Source organism: Stenotrophomonas sp. GD03654 (genome assembly GCF_029845105.1).
Taxonomy (GTDB): Bacteria; Pseudomonadota; Gammaproteobacteria; order Xanthomonadales; family Xanthomonadaceae; genus Stenotrophomonas; species Stenotrophomonas africana.
On the sequence record NZ_JAOCLC010000051.1, the window covers coordinates 20,591 to 37,547 of the forward strand.

At 64.5% G+C, this 16,957-nt stretch carries 17 protein-coding genes and 2 pseudogenes; all 19 read left to right on the forward strand.

Annotated elements, in window-relative coordinates; genetic code table 11:
* Positions 1 to 240 precede the first annotated feature (240 nt).
* The 19 genes and pseudogenes from N5J73_RS17335 to N5J73_RS17425 all read left to right on the forward strand — a co-directional run bounded on the left by N5J73_RS17335 (position 241) and on the right by N5J73_RS17425 (position 16,934).
* Positions 241 to 2,253: a DNA topoisomerase III gene (locus N5J73_RS17335; protein ID WP_058131064.1), complete on the forward strand. Its 2,013-nt coding sequence runs from the start codon at positions 241 to 243 to the stop codon at positions 2,251 to 2,253.
* 538 nt (positions 2,254 to 2,791) lie between these two features.
* A pseudogene (locus N5J73_RS17340) lies at positions 2,792 to 3,022 on the forward strand (hypothetical protein); the annotation flags it as partial.
* A 328-nt stretch (positions 3,023 to 3,350) separates the two neighbouring features.
* Positions 3,351 to 3,563: a hypothetical protein gene (locus N5J73_RS17345; protein WP_003158617.1), complete on the forward strand. Its 213-nt coding sequence runs from the start codon at positions 3,351 to 3,353 to the stop codon at positions 3,561 to 3,563.
* Positions 3,564 to 3,584: 21 nt separating this feature from the next.
* Positions 3,585 to 3,977, forward strand: a complete 393-nt coding sequence (locus tag N5J73_RS17350; RefSeq protein WP_033981906.1) for a hypothetical protein — start codon at positions 3,585 to 3,587, stop codon at positions 3,975 to 3,977.
* Between the two features lie 212 nt (positions 3,978 to 4,189).
* The gene (locus N5J73_RS17355; RefSeq protein ID WP_003158619.1) at positions 4,190 to 4,927 is read left to right on the forward strand and encodes a hypothetical protein; all 738 of its coding nucleotides are present in this window, start codon (positions 4,190 to 4,192) and stop codon (positions 4,925 to 4,927) included.
* 94 nt (positions 4,928 to 5,021) lie between these two features.
* Positions 5,022 to 5,300, forward strand: a complete 279-nt coding sequence (locus N5J73_RS17360) for a hypothetical protein (protein WP_003158620.1) — start codon at positions 5,022 to 5,024, stop codon at positions 5,298 to 5,300.
* Between the two features lie 4 nt (positions 5,301 to 5,304).
* Positions 5,305 to 5,469: pseudogene (locus N5J73_RS17365) on the forward strand (alkene reductase); the annotation flags it as partial.
* Positions 5,470 to 5,794: 325 nt separating this feature from the next.
* Positions 5,795 to 6,406, forward strand: coding sequence for a TetR/AcrR family transcriptional regulator (locus N5J73_RS17370; RefSeq protein ID WP_023112346.1), 612 nt, complete (start codon positions 5,795 to 5,797; stop codon positions 6,404 to 6,406).
* Between the two features lie 134 nt (positions 6,407 to 6,540).
* Positions 6,541 to 7,572: an NADP-dependent oxidoreductase gene (locus tag N5J73_RS17375; protein WP_023007044.1), complete on the forward strand. Its 1,032-nt coding sequence runs from the start codon at positions 6,541 to 6,543 to the stop codon at positions 7,570 to 7,572.
* A 34-nt stretch (positions 7,573 to 7,606) separates the two neighbouring features.
* Positions 7,607 to 8,284 (forward strand): type 1 glutamine amidotransferase domain-containing protein, encoded by a 678-nt coding sequence (locus N5J73_RS17380; protein ID WP_034030322.1) that lies wholly within the window; start codon positions 7,607 to 7,609, stop codon positions 8,282 to 8,284.
* Between the two features lie 11 nt (positions 8,285 to 8,295).
* The gene (locus N5J73_RS17385; protein WP_023007046.1) at positions 8,296 to 8,601 is read left to right on the forward strand and encodes a DUF1330 domain-containing protein; all 306 of its coding nucleotides are present in this window, start codon (positions 8,296 to 8,298) and stop codon (positions 8,599 to 8,601) included.
* 27 nt (positions 8,602 to 8,628) lie between these two features.
* Complete coding sequence (locus N5J73_RS17390) at positions 8,629 to 9,459, forward strand: nitroreductase family protein (protein WP_034030325.1); 831 nt, start codon at positions 8,629 to 8,631, stop codon at positions 9,457 to 9,459.
* Between the two features lie 73 nt (positions 9,460 to 9,532).
* The gene (locus tag N5J73_RS17395) at positions 9,533 to 10,924 is read left to right on the forward strand and encodes an NAD-dependent succinate-semialdehyde dehydrogenase (RefSeq protein ID WP_058131069.1); all 1,392 of its coding nucleotides are present in this window, start codon (positions 9,533 to 9,535) and stop codon (positions 10,922 to 10,924) included.
* A gap of 87 nt (positions 10,925 to 11,011) precedes the next feature.
* Positions 11,012 to 12,430 carry a coniferyl aldehyde dehydrogenase gene (locus N5J73_RS17400; RefSeq protein WP_023007049.1) on the forward strand — a complete coding sequence of 473 codons (1,419 nt, stop codon included), beginning with the start codon at positions 11,012 to 11,014 and terminating at the stop codon, positions 12,428 to 12,430.
* A gap of 53 nt (positions 12,431 to 12,483) precedes the next feature.
* Positions 12,484 to 12,894, forward strand: coding sequence for an organic hydroperoxide resistance protein (locus N5J73_RS17405; protein ID WP_023007050.1), 411 nt, complete (start codon positions 12,484 to 12,486; stop codon positions 12,892 to 12,894).
* A 29-nt stretch (positions 12,895 to 12,923) separates the two neighbouring features.
* On the forward strand, positions 12,924 to 13,979 hold the full coding sequence (locus tag N5J73_RS17410) for an NAD(P)-dependent alcohol dehydrogenase (protein WP_023102505.1): 1,056 nt from the start codon (positions 12,924 to 12,926) through the stop codon (positions 13,977 to 13,979).
* Between the two features lie 71 nt (positions 13,980 to 14,050).
* On the forward strand, positions 14,051 to 15,064 hold the full coding sequence (locus tag N5J73_RS17415) for an NAD(P)-dependent alcohol dehydrogenase (protein WP_023007052.1): 1,014 nt from the start codon (positions 14,051 to 14,053) through the stop codon (positions 15,062 to 15,064).
* Positions 15,065 to 15,167: 103 nt separating this feature from the next.
* Positions 15,168 to 15,752, forward strand: coding sequence for a flavin reductase family protein (locus tag N5J73_RS17420; protein WP_023112350.1), 585 nt, complete (start codon positions 15,168 to 15,170; stop codon positions 15,750 to 15,752).
* A 72-nt stretch (positions 15,753 to 15,824) separates the two neighbouring features.
* Positions 15,825 to 16,934, forward strand: coding sequence for an S-(hydroxymethyl)glutathione dehydrogenase/class III alcohol dehydrogenase (locus N5J73_RS17425; protein ID WP_058131072.1), 1,110 nt, complete (start codon positions 15,825 to 15,827; stop codon positions 16,932 to 16,934).
* Positions 16,935 to 16,957 lie beyond the last annotated feature (23 nt).

Consider the following 16,957-nt stretch of genomic DNA (forward strand, 5'->3'; position numbering starts at 1 on the left):
TCCATGCACCTGCGAGCTATCCCCAGGGGATAGCTCCATCAACGTCCACCGGCTTCCACGCGCTCCTGAAAATCGCGGCTCCCGGCCCGCATACCCCGGCTGCGCGTTATCTCCGCCCGAGCCATTCCATCCCGTGAAAGTGGTCGCCACCGCTTGCGACTTGTTTACTGCTGCCCCTGGCGGTGCCCGGCATCCTCGATTCCAGCAACTCAATGAACCACGGAAATCGGATGGACGGATATGCGGCTGTTCTTGTGCGAGAAGCCCTCCCAGGGCAAGGATATTGGCCGGATTCTCGGCGCGACGCAGCGTGGTGAAGGCTGTCTCAACGGCACCGGCGTCACCGTCACCTGGTGCATCGGCCATCTCGTAGAAGCGGCAGCACCCGAGGTCTATGACGCGGCGCTTAAGCGCTGGTCACTGGAGCAGTTGCCCATCATTCCCCAGCAGTGGCGGGTCGAGGTCAAACCGAAGACCGCCACGCAATTCAAGGTCGTCAAGGCGCTTCTGGCGAAGGCGACCCATCTCGTCATCGCCACCGATGCCGACCGCGAGGGCGAGCTGATTGCCCGCGAGATCATCGACCTGTGCGGCTACCGTGGTCCCATCGAGCGTTTGTGGCTATCGGCACTCAACGATGCGTCGATCCGCACCGCGCTCGGCAAGCTGCGACCGTCGTCCGATACGCTGCCGATGTATTACTCGGCGCTGGCGCGTTCGCGGGCAGACTGGCTCGTCGGCATGAACCTCAGCCGACTTTTCACTGTGCTCGGGCGGCAAGCAGGCTACGACGGCGTGCTGTCGGTCGGACGTGTCCAGACCCCGACCCTGAAGCTGGTCGTGGACCGCGACCGCGAAATCGCGGCTTTCAAGTCGGTGCCGTTCTGGGGCATCGACGTGTCTCTGTCCGCAGAGGGTCAGGCTTTCGCCGCGCTGTGGGTTGCGCCAGATGGCTGCACCGACGACGCCGGTCGTTGCCTGCAACAGCCGGTCGCCCAGCAGGCGGCGCAGCAGATTCGCGCTGCGGGCAGCGTCCAGGTGGTGTCGATCGAGACCGAGCGCGTGCGCGAAGGCCCGCCGCTGCTGTTCGATCTGGGGACGCTTCAGGAGGTCTGTTCCAGGCAGCTCGGGCTGGACGTACAGGAAACGCTGGAGATCGCCCAGGCGCTGTACGAAACCTACAAGGCCACGACCTACCCACGCTCGGACTCCGGCTACCTGCCCGAAAGCATGTTTGCCGAGGTGCCCGCCGTCCTGGACAGCCTGCTCAAGACCGACCCGTCGCTGCGCCCGATCATGGGTCAGCTCGACCGCTCCCAGCGTTCGCGCGCCTGGAACGACGGCAAGGTCACGGCGCACCATGGCATCATTCCGACGCTCGAACCCGCGAACCTCTCTGCTCTGAGCGAGAAGGAACTGGCGGTGTACCGGCTGATCCGGGCGCATTACCTGGCGCAGTTCCTACCGCACCACGAGTTCGACCGTACCGTGGCTGAGTTTTCCTGCGGGCAGCAGATGCTGGCGGCCACCGGTAAACAGGTGGTCATCAAGGGTTGGCGTTTGGTGCTGGCCGAGCCGCAAGCGGATGAGGACGGCGACGCCGCAGCGCGCAGCCAGGTGCTGCCCCCGCTGCGTGAGGGCCTGGCGTGCCAGGTGGCCGAGGTCGAGATCAAGGCGCTCAAGACGATGCCGCCCAAGCCCTATACCCAGGGCGAACTGGTCAAATCGATGAAGGGCGTTGCGCGTTTCGTAACCGACCCGCGTCTGAAACAGAAGCTCAAAGACACAACGGGCATCGGCACCGAGGCGACGCGGGCCAACATCATCAGCGTGCTGATCGCCCGTGGCTACATCGTGAAGAAGGGCCGCTCCATTCGCGCATCGGATGCGGCGTTCACGCTGATCGACGCCGTGCCCGCAGCGATTGCAGACCCCGGCACCACAGCGGTGTGGGAGCAGGCGCTCGACATGATCGAGGCCGGACAGCTCACCCTGGACGTATTCCTCAGCAAGCAGGCCACCTGGATTTCGCAGTTGATCGCGCAGTACGGCAGCATGTCCCTGTCCATCAAGCTTCCCCATGGGCCAGCATGCCCGCAGTGCGGCGCACCGACGCGCCAACGCACCGGCAAGAGCGGTCCATTCTGGTCGTGCAGTCGCTACCCTGACTGCAATGGCACGCTGCCGGTCGAATCCGGTCCGCCCAAGCGTGGCGCTTCGCGCTCGCGTAGCAGCAGCCGCAAAGGCGCCTGACCGACTCCGTTTCCCGTGGGCCGCACCCTGTTTCAAAGGCGTGGCCCGTGTCCCGCACGCCCCTGCGGGTCGCCCAGCGCGCAACGCCTTCTTGTTCGTGTGCGCGTCCCGTCCAGCTGTCCCCGGCTGCGGGACCTGAAGGTAGCTTTTCCGCGAACCGTCTCCCCCGTGTTCTGCTGGTCTGTGTTTCTCCCGCCTACTGCGAAGGGTCCCCCGATGGCTTGCCTGGCAGCGCGAGCCACCCGGAGACCCTTTGTGGTCAGCGGTATTCAGTGCCGGTGCCCACCGGCGCAAAAACGGGCTCCCTTTGTGCGCGGATGTGCGCCAGACGATGCCGGCCCCAACCACGACATGGGCCGGGTGTGATTGCTGATGAGCAGACGGTTCGAGCGACGACCGGGCCTGCAACAGCCCACGGGTGGTTATTCCCTCCCGAGCCGAAGGTCAGCGAGCCTTCGGCACCTTTATCTCGCCGATCAACGTTCCGACCCAATGGCCGGCCACAGCAACAGGAAACCGACGCATGCAACAACCGGAGAAAGTACGAGCCGCGTTCGAGCGCGACCTTGGCAACAAGGTGCTGTTCATCAAGGGTGGCAAGCTGCTGTTTATCGATGGCATCAATCTCAAGTCCATCGCCGACCGTAAGGCGTATTTCGCTTCGCTGCGTGCGCGGCAGGCGCAACCCATTGTGGTCCTGGCCGAACTGGGACAGGACGAGGCATTCGCCCTGTGGAAGCAGTATGTCCTGGGCGAAACGCCCGAGTGAGCCAACGCACCCACGCACCCCTGACAGCCCGCACTCGATGCGGGTTTTCTGTCTCCGCGCCCATCAATCCGGGCTGGGCCGAATGCCGTTTTCCAACTGACGCAGCACGGCCCCCCGGACGAAGCTGCCCGCATGTTCGCTGATTCGTCAGCACATGCCCGCAGCCATGGGTTTCAGGCTGCCGCGGGTTCTCCCCGCGTAACCCGCCAGTCCGTATCGCATCAAGTCTGCGGACGTGCGTCCCCTGACGCCGATGCTTTTTATCCACCGCGTGCGGGAGCTGCCATCCCGTGAGGGACAAGGCCTCGCTTTTTCAAGGAGCCTACCCATGTCCCACAAAGCCTCTTTCGGCCAGTTGGCCTTGACCTATTGCGGCAAGTTCCTGCCGCTCGAAGTCCTGCAAAGCGCCGCCGGCCACTACATCGGCACGCGCGATACCGAAGGTCCCGTTTCGCGGGAATCGCACGAATACTTCCGCAGCCATGCGGCGGCTCAACGTGCCCTCGAAAGAGGCGGCTGGTCCCAGCTCGCCATTCCCTGATCCAACTGGAGGAATCACGCCATGAATCAACTGCTGCCGCAGGACGTCGTCGATCAGATCATGCGGGAAGAGCAGCATTTCGCTGCCGCGCCCCAAGCCTTCTTCGAGGCCTGGAAGCGTGGTGCCGAGATTGCTGGTCCCGAGTGGTTCGGCGACGGCACCCGTGAAGGTCTGAACCAGGCCAAGAGCAAGTGGGATCTGCGTCCCAACATGCTGCTGCTCAATGATGCCCTCGGCGTCCTGAGCAGCGGCGAACGCATGTTCCTGTCCGCCATGGTCAGCTTCTACAACGCGCGCGAGGGCGGTGCCATGCTCAAGCGCTGCCACTTCGACGGGCTGTCGGACTTCGACGGCCTCGATCTGCAACGCCGCAAGGTCATCGCCGACTTGATGGTGAACTACAGCGGCTGGTGAGCCCGTTTCGGGCACACCCCCGTCTTTTCGTTCCCCACGAGGGACATGCGTCCACACGGCCATGTCCCTCGATTTCCTTTCCGTAGCCCAGCGTAAAGCGGCTGAATCAAAGCCAACGATCAGCGCCGACTGACGCATTTTCCCTTTTCAACCCACTGGGTCCAATTCCCGGTGGCGGGAATTGGCTCCATTATTCAATCTGGAGCGTTCCCATGTCTCAGAATCCCAATCCCTTTGTTCGCGGCTACTGGAACTTGAAAATCGTCCGCACGCTGTCCATCAGCTACGAGGACGGAAGCCCGCATGTCTGGCGAAATATCCACCCGAGCCAGCAACATCTTTCCGACCAGGAACTGATTTCATCTTCCTGCATCGTCACCAGCGATTTCGCGGTGGTCACGAACGGCTCTGAACCTATAAGCGCCGAGGTGCTGGCCGAATGCGATGCCGATGAGGGCGTTAACGGCGAAGGCGTGATCGGTGCCGTGGTCTATGCCATTCATGGCGAGGACTTCGACGATCGCCTGATCCACGTCGGTGACAGCTATTCGGTCGAGGCCGCGCGGGAAATCGTGCAGCGCCTGAGTTTCGAGACCGGCTACTACAGCCGCTGCTGGGAAATCAGCAGCGCGCACATCAGCCAGGAAACCGGCCAGTACCTCGCCAATCTGGCGGACCTCGCCACGCCGGAGGCCTTTTTGTTCATCGCCTTTCGGGTTCCGTACAGCCCGGCGATCGGCGTCAAGCTGATCTCAACGCCCTGGACGGACCAGAACCTGGAGCACGCCGATGGCATCACCGCCGAGCAGCTTCGGCAGGAGCACCGCAGCAAGGGCATGCCAGACGACCTCGCGAACATCCTGGAACTGGCTGGCCAGGCCGATGTGCGCATCCTCATCCTCGACGCCGACGCGCCCGTGTTGCCGGGCTTGCCGCTGGCCGAGTCCTAGCAAACACACCACGAGCCCACCTTCCTCTTTGCCCTCCATGCCAGCCCGTCTCCTTTCTAGGAGCCGGGCTGGTCCAATTTCATAGGAGCACTTTATGTTCCCCGACCTCATCTCGCCCGCACGCGACTTCGAGCATCAGCTTGGAGCCTGCGTCAACGCCATGGGCCAGGACGACGCCATCGGCCAGATCTTGGTATTCGAGCGCTTGAGTGGCACGCTGCACATGCGCCATATCGCCAGCGCCGATCTGGCCGACACCGACATTGACGACTACGAAATGGTCGTTTTCGACGGTGGCAACACCGGCGGCGACACGTGGAAGCACGTGTTCTTTCCACGTCAGCGCGAACACTACTTCGTGTACCAAGCCTGACCCAACCAGCCCCTTTCGAGGGGCTTTTTCGTTTGGCCGGCCGTTCATCGGCAATCCTGACCTTGTCGAGCGACTGCGCGGCAACCAGCCATTGGCGGCTGCTGACAGCAGCGTCTATTACGGCGGCGGCGCCAACGGGTACACGGATTTCCCCACTTTTTCCGGCTGATCATTTTCGGAATTCCCGAAATACAGAACCCGGATAAATGGGAACTCGGGTGGCGGTAACTGTAGCGGTAACCAGAAACCATCACGGTTTGCTGGCACAGCCAGCTGCCGCCCGCGTTTGTACGCTGCCGGCGAGAGAAGCAGACACGCATACCAAGCAGATAAGCCGTTGAGCGCGAATCTTCCTCTTGAGAAGCGGCTGCTGCTGTCCGGGAAGCGTCCCTGGCATTGCGCAGCAAGCGCTCTATTAATAGCTTTTAACTGTCATCATCAACTTGCCCGATGATTGTAGACGACCGGTCTAGTTTCAGGGTAAGATACAAACCATGACTAATGCCACGAACGACGTCCGCCAACATATCCTCGATACCGCCCGGATCATTATCGCGGGAAAGGGCTTCAGCGCCGTGGGCCTGAACGAGGTTCTCCAGGCTTCCGGCGTGCCGAAGGGTTCCTTCTACCATTACTTCGGCTCCAAGGAGGCCTTTGGCGAAGCGCTGCTGGAGGATTACTTCGCCGATTACCTGGCTTCGCTCGATAATCTGCTGAGTCGTCCTGATCTTTCCGCAGCACAGCGACTGATCGCCTATTTCGAGTACTGGCTGGAGACCCAGGCAGCCTGTGACCCGAAGGGCAAGTGTCTGGCGGTCAAGCTGGCTGCGGAGGTCAGCGACCTCTCCGAGGCGATGCGTTTAGTTCTTGAACAGGGCACCACGCGAGTGATCGCGCGTTTGGCCAGCGCCATCGAGGATGGCGCCAGCGACGGCTCGCTTCCGGTTGAGCTGGATGCCAGCACAACGGCGAACACGTTGTACCAGTTGTGGCTGGGCGCGAGCCTGTGCGCCAAGCTCACGCGCGACCGTGTACCCATGGAGGCCGCGCTGGCTGCTACGCAGGGCCTGCTAGGCCTGTCTTCTCATCTTCGACGCTGCGCCTGACAGACAGAAAAAAGTCCTCGTAGCTTTTTTTTTTGCCCAAACTGTATACGACCGGCCTAATTCAATCAGATGACAAACTTTGCTTCCACGCACGCACATGAGTCCGTTTCGGCCGTCCTTTTCAGGAGTCAGCGATGACCACTGCGATCCTGCAAACCCGCATCGTACTTGCCTCACGCCCCTCGGGTGAGCCGACGCCAGACGACTTCCGGCTGGAACAGGAATCGCTGCCTGAGCCAGGCAAGGGCCAGCTCCTGCTGCGCACGCTGTACCTCTCGCTCGACCCGTATATGCGGGGGCGAATGAGCGATGCTCCGTCCTATGCTCCACCCGTAGCGCTAGGCGAGGTGATGACCGGCGGCGCGGTGAGCCGGGTGGAGGTTTCGCACGACCCGGCATTCAAGGTTGGCGACCTGGTCGTCGGCGACACGGGTTGGCAGAGCCATACGCTTTCCGACGGTCGTGGACTGGTCGTGCTCGATTCCCGGACCACGAATCCTTCGCTGGCGCTGAGCGTGCTCGGCATGCCCGGCTTCACCGCCTACCACGGCCTGCTGAACATCGGCCGGCCGCAGCCGGGCGAGACTGTGGTCGTCGCCTCCGCCATCGGCGCGGTCGGCTCGGTAGTTGGGCAGCTTGCCCGGCTAAAGGGCGCGCGCGCCATCGGCATCGCCGGCGGGCCGGAAAAATGCCGCTACGCGCGCGAAGCGTTCGGCTTCGATGTCTGCCTCGACCACCGCGCGCCCGACTTTGCCGAACAACTGGCTACCGCGACGCCGCAGGGTATCGACGTCTACTACGAGAACGTCGGCGGCACGGTGCTCGACACCGTGCTGCCGCGACTGAACGTCGGCGCCCGCGTGCCGGTGTGCGGGCTGATCGCCCACTACAACGACACCGACCTGCCACCTGGCCCGGACCGCATGCCGATGATGCTGGGGCTGGTTCTGCGCAAGCGCCTGCTGCTGCAGGGTTTCATCATCGGCGACCACTACGCCGACGGTTTCGCGGCGTTTCAGCGCGACATGGGCGCATGGGTCGCCGAGGGCAAGGTCTCGGTCCGCGAAGACTTCGTCGAGGGCCTGGAACATGCGCCCCAGGCGCTGATCGACCTGCTCGCCGGCAGGCACTTCGGCAAGGTCGTGGTACGAGTCGGCACCCCCTGAGTCTTTCACTTCGAACCTCCAAAGGAGAGCCGCTATGGCCAATATTCTCGTCATCCTCACTTCGCACGACCAACTCGGCAACACTGGCAGGAAAACCGGCTTCTGGCTGGAGGAACTGGCTGCCCCCTACTATGCCTTCCTCGATGCCGGCGCGAAGCTGACCCTGGCCTCGCCCAAGGGCGGCCAGCCGCCGCTCGACCCCAAGAGCGACGAACCCGACGCCCAGACCGAGGCGACCCGTCGCTTCCTGGCCGACGCTGACGCGGTCAAGGCCCTGGCCAACACCCGCAAGCTGGCCGAGGTCGCCATCGGCGACTTCGATGCAGTGTTCTATCCCGGCGGCCACGGCCCGCTATGGGACCTGGCTGAAGACCCGGTCTCGATCGGTCTGATCGAAGCGGCGGTCAAGGCGAACAAGCCGGTCGGAACGGTCTGCCACGCACCTGGCGTGCTGCGCCACGTCAAGGATGCCGACGGCAAGCCGCTGGTCGCCGGCAAGCAGGTGACCGGTTTCAGCAACAGCGAGGAGGCTGCGGTTGGCCTGACCGATGTGGTGCCGTTTCTGGTCGAGGACGTGCTCAAGGCCAATGGCGGTCATTACAGCAAGGGCGGCGACTGGCAGTCCCACGTGCTGACCGACGGCCTTCTGGTCACCGGCCAGAACCCTGCCTCGTCCGCCGACGCCGCCAAGGCGCTGCTCGCCCTTCTGTGAGGAGATTGAACATGTCCGCTTACGTGGTTTTCCTGCGCGAACGCACCCTCGACGCCACCGAACTTGACATCTATGCGAGGCAGGCTCCAGCCGCGCGCGAAGGACACGATCTGACGCCGCTGGCGTTCTATGGCGATTTCGAGGTGCTGGAGGGACCGGCGATCGAGGGCGGCGTGATCCTGCGCTTTTCCGACATGCAGGCCGCACGCGCCTGGTATCACAGCCCCGCTTACCAGGCAGCACGGGTGCACCGGTTCAAGGGCGCGGACTACCGCGTGCTGTTGCTTGACGGCATCGGCGCGACACCTGCGGCCTGAGTCCCCTAACACGCACAGGATTCTGGAATGACTTCCCATCAGATCGACCCAGCCTCCGCATGGCAGGCCCGCTATGGCGAGGCCGCCGCCCTGCCGCTGCCCCCTGTTCCCGCCGCGCTGGCCGCGCTGCTGGAGCACCGATCAGTGCGCGCCTACACCGATCAACCGGTCGACGACGAGGCACTTCAACTCGCCATCGCTGCCGCGCAATCAGCCTCCAGTTCGTCCAACCTGCAGCCATGGAGCGTGATCGCCGTGCGCGACCCCGCGCGGCGCGCCCGCCTGGCCGCGTTGGCCGGCGGTCAGCGCCACGTGGCCGAGGCACCGCTGTTTCTGGCCTGGGTCGCCGACTGGTCGCGGCTGCGCCGACTCGGTGCCGCGCAGGGTGCCGCGACCGACGGTATCGATTACCTGGAGAGCTACACCGTCGGAGCGGTCGACACCGCGTTAGCCGCGCAGAACGCGGCGAACGCCTTCGAAGCCCTGGGGCTGGGTATCGTCTACATCGGCGGCATGCGCAACCATCCAGAGCAGGTCGCCGCTGAACTGGGGCTGCCGCAGGACAGTTTCGTGGTGTTCGGCATGTGCGTGGGCCATCCCGATCCGGCCCGCCCGGCCGAAGTCAAGCCGCGCCTGGCACAGCCGGCGGTGCTGCATCACGAACGCTACGACGCTGCCGGCGAGGCCGCCGCGGTGGCGCACTACGACCCGCTGATGCGCCGCTTCCAGCAGGAGCAGCAGCGTGACGACCGGCCCTGGTCGCAAGTGTCGGTGCAACGCATCGGCAGCCCCGGCGCGCTGATGGGCCGCCATCGCCTGCGCGAAGCCCTGAACGCGCTCGGCTTCACCCTGCGCTGAATTCCTCGTCCGCGCTCCGGCTCTGCAGGCCGTGACGCCTTCCTCCATCCACTGTCACAAGGAATCATCGAACATGGCATACGCCACCATCAACCCCTACACCGGCGAGACCCTGAAGACCTTCCCGGACGCCACCGACGCCGAGGTGGAACAGGCCATCGCCGCTGCGCACGAAGCCTTCCTGTCCTGGCGCGAGCGCTCGTTCACCGAGCGCGGTGCCATCCTGCAGCGTGCCGCAGACCTGCTGCGCGCCAAGGCTGGCGACTACGCGAAACTGCTGACCCTGGAGATGGGCAAGATCACCGCCGAGGCACTGGCCGAGGTCGAACTTTCCGCGCGCATCTTCGAGTATTACGTGAAGAACGCCGAGGCCCTGCTGGCACCGGAGAAACTGACCGTGGCCGATCCCGCCGAGGGCGACGCGTTGCTGGTACACGAGCCGCTGGGTGTGATCCTGGCGATCGAGCCGTGGAATTTCCCCTACTACCAGATCGCCCGCATCCTGGCCCCGCAACTGGCCGCGGGCAACACGCTGCTGCTCAAGCACGCCTCCAACGTGCCGCAGAGCGCGGATGCCTTCGAGAAGCTGATGCTCGAAGCAGGCCTGCCCGCGGGCGCCTTCAAGAACCTCTATGCGGCGCGGCACCACATCGAGATCATCCTCAACGACCCGCGCGTGCACGGCGTGGCGCTGACCGGCTCGGAAGGCGCAGGCGCGGTGGTCGCCGCCCAGGCTGGCAAGGCGCTGAAGAAGTCCACGCTGGAACTCGGTGGCGCCGACGCCTTCGTGGTGCTGGCCGACGCCGAGCTGGACAAGACCGTGAAGTGGGCGGTGTTCGGCCGCCACTGGAACGCCGGCCAGGTCTGCGTGTCCTCCAAGCGCATCATCCTGGTCGAGGCCATCTACGATGAGTTCCTGCGCCGCTACACCGAGGGCGTGGCCGGGCTCAAGGCGGGCGATCCGTTCGACCCCGCTACCACCCTGGCGCCGCTGTCCTCGCAGAAGGCCGCCGACGACGTCAAGGAACAGATCCGCCAGGCCGTCGCCCACGGCGCGACCGCGACCGAGGTGGGGCCCAAGGTGCCGGCGCAAGGTGCCTTCGTGCAGCCGACGATCCTCACCGGCCTGACTCCGGACAACCCGGCCTACTACTGGGAATTCTTCGGGCCGGTATCGCTGGTCTACCGCGCCCACGACGAGGAAGAAGCGATCGCCATCGCCAACGACTCGCCGTTCGGCCTGGGCGGCTCGGTGTTCACCGCCGACGCCAAACATGGCGCCGAAGTCGCCAAGCGCATCTCCACCGGCATGGTGTTCGTCAACCACCCGACCATGGCCAAGGCCGACCTGCCGTTCGGCGGCGTACGCCGCTCTGGCTACGGCCGAGAGTTGCTCGGCCTGGGCCTCAAGGAGTTCGTCAACCACAAGCTGATCGACGTGGTCGACATCGACGCGCCGTTCTGATGCAAGCGGGCCGGCGGCACGGTACCGCCGGCCGCCGTTTCGCGTCCACGGGCGACGTTCAACGTTAACCGAACTTAGGAAACCCTCATGAGTACATCCGATCTGATCACGCGCCTGCCTGGCGTCGTCGCGGCGATGAAGCAGGCGCACCTGAGCGATGGCCCGGCGGACGCCGAACAGCGGCGGGATCGGCTCGCTCGCGCCGAACGCCTGTTGTCCGATAACCGCGCGCAGCTGGAATCGGCCATTCGCGCCGATTATGGCCACCGCAGCCCCTATCAGACACTGGCCACCGATGTGCTTGCGCCCATCAAGAGCATGCGCCACGCGCGCGAGCAACTCGAACATTGGATGCGACCCGAAGCGCAAGACGCCGGTATGCCGGGCGTGCAGGCACGCGTGGAATACCAGCCACTCGGTGTAGTAGGCATCATCAGCCCCTGGAACTTCCCGATCAACCTCTCGTTCGGGCCACTCGCAGGCGTGTTCGCCGCCGGCAACCGCGCGCTGCTCAAGCCGTCCGAACTGACGCCCCGCACCTCCGATCTGCTGGCCGAGCAGATTCCGCGCTATTTCGATGCGCTCGAATTCGGCGTCGTGCTCGGAGACGCCGAAGTCGGCGCCGCCTTCACCGCGCAACCGTTCGACCATCTCATTTACACGGGCAGCACGGCAGTGGGGCGTCTTGTGATGCGCGCCGCGTCCGAGAACCTTGTACCGGTAACGCTGGAACTTGGCGGCAAATCGCCCGTGCTCGTCGACGTGGACGCCGACATCAAGATAGTGGCCGAGCGGGTGCTCACATCCAAGACATTCAACGCCGGGCAGATCTGCATCGCCCCCGATTATGTGCTTCTGCCGCCGTCCGCACGCGAGGCGTTCATCGAGCACGCCCGCGCGTTCGTTGCGGCCACTTATCCAGATCTGGGAAGCAACACCGATTACACCGCCGTTGTCAACGATCGGCACTTCCAGCGCCTGCAGGTGTTGCTCGATGACGCCCAGGCCAAGGGAGCAACCGTCATCAGTCTTGCACCGGACGGCGAAGCAGATGCCGATCCTGCGACCCGCCTGCTGGCACCGACGCTTGTACTGGATCCCGACGATACGATGCGCGTGATGCAGGAAGAAATCTTCGGGCCGGTCCTGCCGCTGGTGAACTGCCCGGATCTTGACCATGCCATCGACTACGTCAATGCCCATCCGCGTCCGCTGGCCGCGTACTACTTCGGCAGCGACGCAACGCGTCAAAAGCGCTTCACCGAACGCACCACCTCGGGTGCAGCAGTGATCAACGACACGCTGATCCACGCTTTTATCGAGGATCTGCCGTTTGGCGGTATCGGCCCTTCCGGCATCGGCGCCTACCACGGCATCCATGGGTTCCGGCGTTTCAGCCACGCCAAGGCCGTGGTGATGCAGAGCCCGGACGGGACCTCCAGCCTGGCGCTGCGCGCGCCCTATGCCGACAAGCAGAAAGCGGTCGAGGCACAGCTGAGCGAATGATTTTTTCCTGGGCGGAGCACACCGCCCTTCGTAAACCTACGGAGCTGAATACCATGAAGATTTTCTACAAGACCCGCGCCACCGCCGTCGGCGGCCGTTCCGGCCGCACCACGCTGGACGATGGCAGCCTCGCGCTGGATATGGCCATGCCGGGGTCCGGCAAGGCTGGCGTCAACCCCGAGCAACTGTTTGCCATGGGTTACGCCGCCTGCTTCGACAACGCGCTGCCGGTGGCGGCCAAGCAACTGAAGCTGGCACCTACTGCCACCAAGACCTCGGTCGAGGTCGGCATCGGCCAGAACGCCGAGGGCGGCTACAGCCTGGACATCGACCTGTATGTGGAAGTCCAGGGCCTGAGCGAAGCCGACGCGCAGAAGCTGGTGGAAACCACCCACCAAGTCTGCCCGTACTCGAACGCCACCCGCGGCAACGTCGACGTGCGCCTGCACACCAGCGTCGCCTAAGCGACGGTAGGCCTACGAGGAGAAACACCATGACAGTAAAAGCCTATGGCACCCATGCCGCTGACACGCCGCTGGCGGCGCTCGACATTGTTCGCCGCGAGCCGGGGCCGCACGACGTCAAGATCGACATCGCCTACTGCGGCGTCTGCCATTCCGACCTGCACCAGGCCCGCAACGAGTGGGCCAACACGCTGTACCCCTGCGTGCCCGGGCACGAAATCGTCGGCCACGTTTCGGCCATCGGCAGTGCAGTGACCAAGTTCAAGATCGGCGACACGGTCGGCGTCGGCTGCCTGGTCGACAGTTGCCATCATTGCCCGGCCTGCGACGCGGGCCTGGAGCAGTATTGCGAGCACGGCCAGGTCTTCACCTACAATGGCCCGACGCATGATGCGCCCGGCCACACCCTGGGCGGCTATTCGCAGCAGATCGTAGTCAAGGACGACTTCGTCCTGAAGGTTTCGCACCCCGAGGCGCAACTGGCCGCCGTGGCGCCGCTGTTGTGCGCCGGCGTCACCACCTGGTCGCCGTTGCGCCACTGGAAGGTCGGTCCTGGCCAGAAAGTGGGCATCGTGGGTATCGGCGGGCTTGGCCACATGGGCATCAAGCTGGCACATGCCCTGGGCGCACACACCGTGGCCTTCACCACCAGCGAGAGCAAGCGCGCCGCTGCGCTGGAACTGGGCGCCGACGAAGTCATTGTCTCGCGTAACGCTGAAGAGATGGCGGCGCACGCCAACAGTTTCGACTTCATCCTCAACACGGTCGCAGCCAGCCACGACCTCGACGCCTTCACTGGCCTGCTCAAACTCGACGGCACCATGACCCTGGTCGGCGTACCCGAGCACCCGCACCCGTCGCCGAGCATCGCCAATCTCATCTTCAAGCGCCGCAGCATCGCCGGCTCGCTGATCGGCGGCATCGCCGAGACCCAGGAGATGCTCGACTTCTGCGCCGAGAAAGGCATCGTCGCCGAGATCGAGATGATCGCCATCCAGCAGATCAACGACGCCTACGAGCGCATGCTCAAGAGCGACGTGAAGTACCGCTTCGTGATCGACAGCGCGAGCCTGGCCGCCGCCTGAGGCGAAACAGCCTAACCGTTGCGGGCCGCTTCCCGGCGAGGCGGCCCGCGCGAAGCAACAGGAGATTCCAGATGAAAGCCATCGTGACACGCAGCCCCGGCGGCCTGGACTGCCTCGAACTACGCGAACTCCCCGACCCCGGCCAGCCTGGTCCAGGTCAGGTCCGTGTGAAGCTGCACGCCAGCTCGCTCAACTTCCACGATCTGCTGGTCGCCAACGGCGGCATCCCCGCCGCCGACGGACGGGTACTACTATCCGACGCCGCCGGCGTCGTCGAAGAGGTGGGCGAAGGCGTGAATGAGTTCAAGCCCGGCGACCACGTCGTCTCCGGCTTCTTTCCGCAATGGACCGACGGCCTGCCGTTCGCCGCGGTCGGCAACTTTCAGGGCACGCCGGGCGACGGCATCGACGGCTACGCCACCGAAGTCGCGGTGCGCGCAGCCGCCGACTTCACCCTGGCGCCGCGCGGCTGGAGCCACGCCGAGGCGGCGACCATCACCACCGCCGGGCTGACCGCCTGGCGCGCCCTGGTGGCCGACGGCCCGCTCAAGGCCGGCGAGAGCGTGCTGGTTCTGGGTAGCGGCGGGGTTTCGGTGGCGGCGCTGCAAATCGCAAAAGCGATGGGCGCGAGCGTGATTGCCACCTCCTCGTCGGATGAAAAGCTCGAACGTCTGCGCTCGCTCGGCGCCGACCACCTCATCAATTACCGCCGCACGCCGCAATGGGGCAAGCGGGTGCTGGAGATCACCGGCGGGCGCGGCGTCGATCACGTCGTGGAAGTCGGCGGCCCGGGCACGCTGGCACAGTCCATTCATGCGGTGCGCGTGGGCGGTCATATCGCGCTGATCGGCGTATTGACCGGCCGAGGCGGCGAGGTGCCGACTGCCGTATTGATGGCCAGGCAGGCACGCCTGCAGGGCCTGATCGTCGGCAGCCGGCGCCTGCAGCAGGAGTACGTGGCGGCGCTGGAGCAGACCGGCATCCACCCGGTGATCGACCGCAGCTTCCCGTTGGAGCAGCTTGCTGAGGCTTTCCGCTACCAGGAGAGCGGCCGCCATTTCGGCAAGGTCGTGGTGGATATCTGATCACCCAAGCCCTGTCCGTCCAGCTGCGCTGGCGGACGCGGCGCCCGGGACGCGCCCGGCTGCATACCGGACCCGGGCGTGGATATTTGAAGAGAGGAATGACATGACCGAACACGTCCTGTCGGTCGCATTGGACGATGCCTACCGGCTGATCACCCATGGTCCGACCGTCCTTGTGTCGGCCCGCCACAGTGGAGTCGACGACGTCATGGCCGCCGCCTGGGCCTGTGCGTTGGATTTTTCGCCACCCAGGCTGACCGTGGTGCTGGACAAGATCACACGAACGCGCGAACTGATTGAGGCCAGCGGTGAATTCGTCATCCAGATTCCAACTGTCGCGCAAGCGCGGCTGGTGCACGAGGTAGGCTCCCGGAGCCTGCATCAGGATCCGGACAAGCTCCAGAACTGCGGCGTGGAGCTCCTGCGCTTCGACGGCTTCGACCAACCCTTCGTGGCCGGAGCTTCGGCCTGGCTGGCGTGCCGGCTCATCCCGGAAGTGCGCAATCAGGAGACCTATGACTTGTTCATCGGCGAGGTGGTCGGCGCCTGGGCGGACGCGCGGGCGTTCAGCGATGGCCGCTGGCGCTACGAGCATGCCGACCCGGTCTGGCGCAGCTTGCATCATGTCGCCGGCGGGCATTTCTATACCATCGGCGATGCCCTGGACGTGCCTTTAACGCAACGCTAAACCTTTGGTCGCCCAGGTGGAGCGGCAACTGCCGCACCTCCGTAAAGTGCCCACCGATTACAGGAGAAAAGCATGAAGTCACGTGCTGCCGTCGCCTTCGGGCCAGGCAAACCGCTTGAAATCGTCGAGATCGACGTCGCTCCACCAAAGGCCGGTGAAGTTCTGGTCAAGATCACCCATACCGGCGTCTGCCACACCGACGCCTTCACCCTGTCGGGCGACGACCCCGAGGGCCTCTTCCCTGTCGTGCTGGGCCATGAAGGCGCCGGTATCGTGGTCCAGGTCGGCGAAGGCGTCACCAGCGTCAAGCCGGGCGACCATGTGATCCCGCTCTACACCGCCGAATGCGGCGAGTGCCTATTCTGCAAGTCGGGCAAGACCAATCTGTGTGTGGCCGTGCGCGCCACCCAGGGCAAGGGCGTGATGCCGGACGGCACCACGCGCTTTTCCTACAACGGCCAGCCGATCTATCACTACATGGGCTGCTCGACTTTCAGCGAATACACCGTCGTCGCGGAGGTTTCGCTGGCGAAAGTCAATCCGCAGGCCAATCCGGAACACGTCTGCCTGCTGGGTTGCGGCGTCACCACCGGCATCGGTGCGGTGCATAACACTGCGAAAGTGCAACCCGGCGACTCGGTCGCAGTGTTCGGCCTGGGCGGCATCGGTCTGGCGGTGATTCAGGGTGCGCGCCAGGCCAAGGCCGGGCGCATCATCGCCGTGGACACCAATCCGTCCAAGTTCGAGCTGGCACGCACCTTTGGCGCGACCGATTGCATCAATCCCAGGGATTTCGACAAGCCCATCCAGCAGGTCATCATCGAGATGACCGGCTGGGGCGTCGACCACTCCTTCGAATGCATCGGCAACGTCAACGTGATGCGCGCGGCGCTGGAGTCAGCCCATCGCGGCTGGGGTCAGTCGGTCGTTATCGGCGTGGCTGGCGCCGGACAGGAGATCAGCACCCGCCCGTTCCAGTTGGTCACTGGCCGACGCTGGCTTGGCACCGCCTTCGGCGGGGTCAAGGGCCGCTCGCAGCTGCCGGGCATGGTCGAAGACGCCATGAAGGGCGAAATCGACCTCGCGCCGTTCGTCACCCACACCATGCCCCTCGATGAGATCAACGAAGCCTTCCACCTGATGCATGAAGGCAAGTCGATCCGCAGCGTGGTGCATTACTGACCCGGAATCCCCCGGTTATTTAT

Coding starts and splice junctions, on each gene's coding strand:
- N5J73_RS17335 (WP_058131064.1), top strand. CDS start 241: ATGCGGCTGTTCTTGTGCGAGAAGCCCTCCCAGGGCAAGGATATTGGC.
- N5J73_RS17385 (WP_023007046.1), top strand. CDS start 8,296: ATGTCCGCTTACGTGGTTTTCCTGCGCGAACGCACCCTCGACGCCACC.
- N5J73_RS17400 (WP_023007049.1), top strand. CDS start 11,012: ATGAGTACATCCGATCTGATCACGCGCCTGCCTGGCGTCGTCGCGGCG.
- N5J73_RS17390 (WP_034030325.1), top strand. CDS start 8,629: ATGACTTCCCATCAGATCGACCCAGCCTCCGCATGGCAGGCCCGCTAT.
- N5J73_RS17375 (WP_023007044.1), top strand. CDS start 6,541: ATGACCACTGCGATCCTGCAAACCCGCATCGTACTTGCCTCACGCCCC.
- N5J73_RS17420 (WP_023112350.1), top strand. CDS start 15,168: ATGACCGAACACGTCCTGTCGGTCGCATTGGACGATGCCTACCGGCTG.
- N5J73_RS17350 (WP_033981906.1), top strand. CDS start 3,585: ATGAATCAACTGCTGCCGCAGGACGTCGTCGATCAGATCATGCGGGAA.
- N5J73_RS17355 (WP_003158619.1), top strand. CDS start 4,190: ATGTCTCAGAATCCCAATCCCTTTGTTCGCGGCTACTGGAACTTGAAA.
- N5J73_RS17425 (WP_058131072.1), top strand. CDS start 15,825: ATGAAGTCACGTGCTGCCGTCGCCTTCGGGCCAGGCAAACCGCTTGAA.
- N5J73_RS17415 (WP_023007052.1), top strand. CDS start 14,051: ATGAAAGCCATCGTGACACGCAGCCCCGGCGGCCTGGACTGCCTCGAA.
- N5J73_RS17405 (WP_023007050.1), top strand. CDS start 12,484: ATGAAGATTTTCTACAAGACCCGCGCCACCGCCGTCGGCGGCCGTTCC.
- N5J73_RS17360 (WP_003158620.1), top strand. CDS start 5,022: ATGTTCCCCGACCTCATCTCGCCCGCACGCGACTTCGAGCATCAGCTT.
- N5J73_RS17380 (WP_034030322.1), top strand. CDS start 7,607: ATGGCCAATATTCTCGTCATCCTCACTTCGCACGACCAACTCGGCAAC.
- N5J73_RS17345 (WP_003158617.1), top strand. CDS start 3,351: ATGTCCCACAAAGCCTCTTTCGGCCAGTTGGCCTTGACCTATTGCGGC.
- N5J73_RS17410 (WP_023102505.1), top strand. CDS start 12,924: ATGACAGTAAAAGCCTATGGCACCCATGCCGCTGACACGCCGCTGGCG.
- N5J73_RS17395 (WP_058131069.1), top strand. CDS start 9,533: ATGGCATACGCCACCATCAACCCCTACACCGGCGAGACCCTGAAGACC.
- N5J73_RS17370 (WP_023112346.1), top strand. CDS start 5,795: ATGACTAATGCCACGAACGACGTCCGCCAACATATCCTCGATACCGCC.